Source organism: Natronospira sp. (assembly GCF_007134575.1).
In the GTDB taxonomy this organism is placed as follows: domain Bacteria; phylum Pseudomonadota; class Gammaproteobacteria; order Natronospirales; family Natronospiraceae; genus Natronospira; species Natronospira elongata.
Genome location: NZ_SLKM01000183.1, coordinates 1 through 4,844 on the forward strand (window position 1 = coordinate 1; position 4,844 = coordinate 4,844).

Genomic DNA, 4,844 nt, shown 5'->3' on the forward strand with positions numbered 1-4,844 from the left:
CCGATCTTCGAGAATTCGCGGGCCATGGGCAGCATCATGGAGGACACGCCGCCCTTGGAGGCGGAGTAGGCGGCCTGGCCGATCTGGCCCTCGAAGGCAGCCACGGAGGCGGTGCTTACCAGCAGACCGCGCTCGCCATCCTCGCGGGCCTCGTTCTCGGCCATCTTCTCGGCAGCGGCCTTGAACAGGTTGAAGGTGCCCACGAGATTGACGGAAATGACCTTGGCGAAGAAATCACTGGGCATGGGACCCTTGCGGGAGAGCACCTTGCCGGCGCCGATGATGCCGGCACAGGCAACGGCCACATCAATGCGGCCAAACTTCTCTACCGCCTGGGCCACCGCGCCGTTCACGGCCTCTTCCGAGGTGACATCGGTCTGCACGAAGATGGCCTTGTCGCCCAGTTCCTTCACCGCGGCCTGACCCTGTTCCTCGTTCACGTCCAGCAGCGCCACCGAACCGCCGGCTTCCACAAAGCGCTTGGCCGTGGCAAAACCCAGCCCGGAGGCACCGCCGCTGATGACGGCATTCAGGTTTTCGAATTTCATTGTGTTCTCCTTCGATGGATTGCATTCAAAACAGGTGTATCTACCGTAGGAGCGAATTCATTCGCGATAAAAGAAGCCGTGGGAGCGGATTTATCCGCGATTCCACGTTGAGCTTGCCGTGGTACCCGATGGCCTTGATCGCGAATGAATTCGCTCCTACAGGTGCTTTTCGGTTTATTTCCAGCCGAGAGGCGCGATGGCCTTCTCCACCGGGATTCGCCCCAGCTTGCTGGCCGGCTCCCGGCCCAGTTCCTGGCTGATCCAGACGGCGGTGGCGTGGAGCTTTTCCAGGTCCACGCCGGTGTTGATGCCCATGCCTTCCAGCATGAAGACCACGTCTTCAGTGGCCACGTTGCCGGAGGCACCGTCGGCATAGGGACAGCCACCCAGACCGGCCACCGAGGCATCCACCGTGGCCACCCCCAGTTCCAGGCAGGCCTGGATGTTGGCAAGCGCCTGGCCGCGGGTATCGTGGAAATGAATGGCCAGCCTGTCCATGGCAACGCGTTGGGCCACGGCGGCCAGCATGGTCTGTGCCTTGAGCGGTGTGCCGGAGCCGATGGTGTCGCCCAGGGACACCTCATAGCAGCCCATTTCCATCAGCTTTTCGCTGACCTCCGCCACGGCCTGTGGCTTGATATGCCCTTCATAGGGGCAGCCCAGCACACAGGAGACATAGCCCCGCACCCGAATACCCTTTTCCTGCGCCAGCGCCATGACCGGCTCGAAGCGTTCCAGGGATTCGGCAATGGAGGCATTGATGTTCTTCTTGTTGAAGCTTTCCGAGGCTGCGGTGAATACGGCAACTTCCTCCACCCCGGCTTCCACCGCCCGCTCCATGCCCTTCATGTTGGGTACCAGCACGGGGTAGTGAACACCCGCCTTGCGCTCAATGGACGGGAACAGCTCGGCGGCATCGCCCAGCTGCGGAATCCACTTTGGGCTGACAAAACTGGTCGCTTCCACCACCGGCAGGCCGGCACCGGCCAGGCGATGGATCAGCTCACGCTTGGTCGCCGTGGGTATCGGCTCGGCCTCGTTCTGCAGGCCATCGCGGGGGCCCACCTCGACGAGTTTCACGGATTGGGGGTAGTTTGCCATTTGGGTACTCGCGTTGTGTTCATCTGCCTTATGGGAAGCGTTCTGAGTGAACAGTTCCCAGTTCCCAGTGAACAGTGAGCATGTGGCCGTTCTTTTGCGGGAGCGGCATTCCTGCCGCGATCTGGGCTTCGATAAGCCTCCTGTCGCGGCAGGAATGCCGCTCCCACGGTTATCCGGCTAGTACCGCTGGCAGCATGGCGACTGTCTGCCAGGAAACAGTAGGCCTCTCGGCTGGCGCGGCCAGCTGTTCACTGGGAACTGTTCACTGTTCACTCCTTTGGTTGATATTCAGGCGTCAGCCTGAATATCAACCAAAGGCACTTCGGCTTCGACCATGTCGCCTTCGCCGTATTTCAGCTTTTCAACCGTGCCGGCCACGCCGGCCTTGACGGTGAATTCCATCTTCATGCCTTCCAGCACCAGGATGGGGTCGCCGGTTTCCACCCGGTCGCCTTCCTTCACATGCACGGCAACGATGCGGCCGGGCATGGGGCTGCCGGGATGGGCTTCGTCGGCGGCGGCACCACCGGCGGCGGCATAGGGGTCGATTCGTTTCAGGACATGGCTCACGCCGGCCTCGGTGATTTGCAGGTCTTGCGCGTCGGCCAGCACATCAAAGCGCTGCACATGGCCGTCGATGGCCAGCACCAGGGCCTCCGGCTCCACTTCCACCAGCTCCACGGCCAGGGAGTCCTCGCCGATGCTCAGGGCCCACTGCTCGGGGCCCACACTCTGCAGCCAGACATCCTGTTCCTCGCCCGCCGCCGCCAGGCGCACCCGCAGGCCGCCGTCGCCCGAGACGCGCCAGCCATCCGGCTGGGTCCAGGGGGAGGTAGGGTCTTCCTCGTCCTCGTTGTCCAGCTGCAGTTCCATCTGCCGGTACACGGCGGCCGCGGCCAGCACGCCGGTGGAGGGCGCCGGGATCGTGGTCCAGTCGGCCAGGCGCTCATCCACCATGCCGGTGTCCATGTCGCCGGCGGCGAAGCGCTCATCGGCGGCGATGGCACGCAGCAGGGACAGATTGGTCTCCACACCGAACACGGCGGTGCGGGCCAGGGTCTCCCGCAGGCGGCGCAGGGAGAGCTCGCGATCCTCGTCAAAGACGATCAGCTTGGCCACCATGGGGTCGTAGTGGATGCTGATTTCATCACCGGGCTCGACGCCGGTGTCCAGACGCACGCCTTCCTCGTCATCGGGACAGTCGAAACCCCGGACCGTACCGGTGGAGGGCAGAAAGCCTTCCGCCACCTTCTCGGCGTAGAGACGCACCTCGAAGGCATGGCCGAACTGCTCGATCTCGTCCTGGTCCAGGGGCAGCGGCTCGCCGGCGGCCACCCGCAGCTGCCATTCCACCAGATCCAGGCCGGTGGTCATCTCGGTCACCGGATGTTCCACCTGCAGACGGGTGTTCATCTCCATGAAGTAGAAGCCGCCATCGGCCCCCATGATGAACTCCACCGTGCCGGCATTGACATAGCTCACCGCTTTCGCGGCATTGACCGCCGCTTCGCCCATCTTGGCCCGCAGGCTGTCATCAAGGGCGGGGGAGGGGGTCTCTTCCACGATCTTCTGGTAGCGGCGCTGCAGGGAGCATTCCCGCTCGAACAGGTGAATGGTGTTGCCCTGGCTGTCGGCAAAGACCTGGAACTCGATATGCCGTGGCTGCTGGATGAATTTCTCCAGCAGCACCCGGTCATCCCCGAAGCTGGATTTGCCCTCGCGGCGGGCGCCGTCCAGCGCGGCCTTGAATTCGCCAGCCTCATGCACCACCCGCATGCCCTTGCCGCCGCCACCGGAGACGGCCTTGATCATCAAGGGGTAGCCGATTTTCTCGGCTTCAGCGGTCAGGGTCTCGTCGCTCTGGTCCTCGCCGTGATACCCCGGCACCACCGGCACACCCGCTTTCTCCATGATGTGCTTGGAGGCAGACTTGGAACCCATCTGGTCGATGCTGTCCGGCCTGGGACCAATGAAGACGATGCCGGCCTTGTCGCAGGCTCGGGCAAAGTCGGTGTTCTCGGACAGGAAGCCATAACCGGGGTGCACGGCCTCGGCGCCCGTCTCCTTCGCCACCTCAAGAATGCGCTCGGCATTGAGATAGGATTCGGCCGCGGCCGCCGGGCCGATGTGCACGGCCTCATCCGCCAGACGCACATGACGGGCACCGGCATCGGCATCGGAATAAACCGCCACCGTTTTCACGCCGAGATCCCGGCAGGTATCCATGACGCGGCAGGCGATTTCACCGCGGTTGGCTATGAGGACTTTCCGGAACATGGTTTTCCTTCCTCAGGTCATTGGGCCGGTATTCGCTGCCCCGGCTTTGTAAAGATAAGGGAACAGTTCCCAGTTCCCAGTGAACAGTGGGCGGGGCGCTGTTCTACTGTGGGAGCGGCATTTCTGCCGCGATCAGGGCTTCTATATGCCTCCTGTCGCGGCAGGAATGCTGCTCCCACTGTTATTTGCTTAAGATTGCGAGCAGCATGGCAGCTGCCTATCAGGAAACAGTAGGCCTTTCGGCAGGCACGGCCGACTGTTCACTGGGAACTGTTCACTTCCCAACCCAGTTGGGAGCCCGCTTCTCCAGAAACGCCGACAGACCCTCCTGGCCCTCCTCCGACACCCTGAGCTGGGCAATCAGTCGGGAGGTTTTCATCTTTGCCGCTTCCCGGGCGGAGATACCCTGGCCGTGGATGCTGTCGATCAACTCCTTGCTGGCGCGCAGGGCGTTGGGGCCACCCTTGAGCAGGCGCTTGACGTGCACCGTCACCGCTTCATCCAGCTGATCGGCGGCCACCACTTCGTGGACCAGGTTCACTTTCTCCGCCAGCTCGGCGTCCATGGCTTCGCCGGTCATGAAGAAGCGGCGTGCCTGGCGGGTGCCGATGGCGCGGATCACGAAGGGGGAGATGACGGCGGGCACCAGGCCCAGGCGAACCTCGGTCAGGGCAAATTTCGCCTCGGCCACGGACACCGCGATGTCACAGCACGCCACCAGGCCCACGCCACCGCCGAAGACCGAGCCATTGATGCGCGCCACGGTGGGCTTCTGCAGGCCGTCCAGGGTCCACATCAGTTCGGCCAGGCGCAGGGAGTCTTCCAGGTTCTCGTCTTCGCTGTACTCCGCCATGGAGCGCATCCAGTTGAGATCCGCCCCGGCGGAAAAGGACTTGCCCTCGCCGGTCAGCACCACCA

The 4,844-nt window shown here is 63.3% G+C and carries 4 protein-coding genes; all 4 read right to left on the reverse strand.

Features of this window, described 5'->3' with window-relative positions:
* Positions 1 to 548 (reverse strand): SDR family NAD(P)-dependent oxidoreductase (locus tag ACJWXQ_RS07095; RefSeq protein WP_406672457.1); only part of this gene is annotated, 548 nt, incomplete at its 3' end.
* Positions 549 to 722: 174 nt separating this feature from the next.
* Entirely contained in the window at positions 723 to 1,649 is a 927-nt protein-coding gene (locus ACJWXQ_RS07100) for a hydroxymethylglutaryl-CoA lyase (RefSeq protein ID WP_346050417.1), read from the reverse strand.
* Positions 1,650 to 1,937: 288 nt separating this feature from the next.
* Positions 1,938 to 3,926 carry an acetyl/propionyl/methylcrotonyl-CoA carboxylase subunit alpha gene (locus tag ACJWXQ_RS07105; RefSeq protein ID WP_406672458.1) on the reverse strand — a complete coding sequence of 663 codons (1,989 nt, stop codon included), beginning with the start codon at positions 3,924 to 3,926 and terminating at the stop codon, positions 1,938 to 1,940.
* A 274-nt stretch (positions 3,927 to 4,200) separates the two neighbouring features.
* The coding region (locus ACJWXQ_RS07110) for an enoyl-CoA hydratase-related protein (RefSeq protein ID WP_406672459.1) at positions 4,201 to 4,844 on the reverse strand (644 nt) is incomplete at its 5' end.

Coding starts and splice junctions, on each gene's coding strand:
- ACJWXQ_RS07100 (WP_346050417.1), bottom strand. CDS start 1,649: ATGGCAAACTACCCCCAATCCGTGAAACTCGTCGAGGTGGGCCCCCGC.
- ACJWXQ_RS07105 (WP_406672458.1), bottom strand. CDS start 3,926: ATGTTCCGGAAAGTCCTCATAGCCAACCGCGGTGAAATCGCCTGCCGC.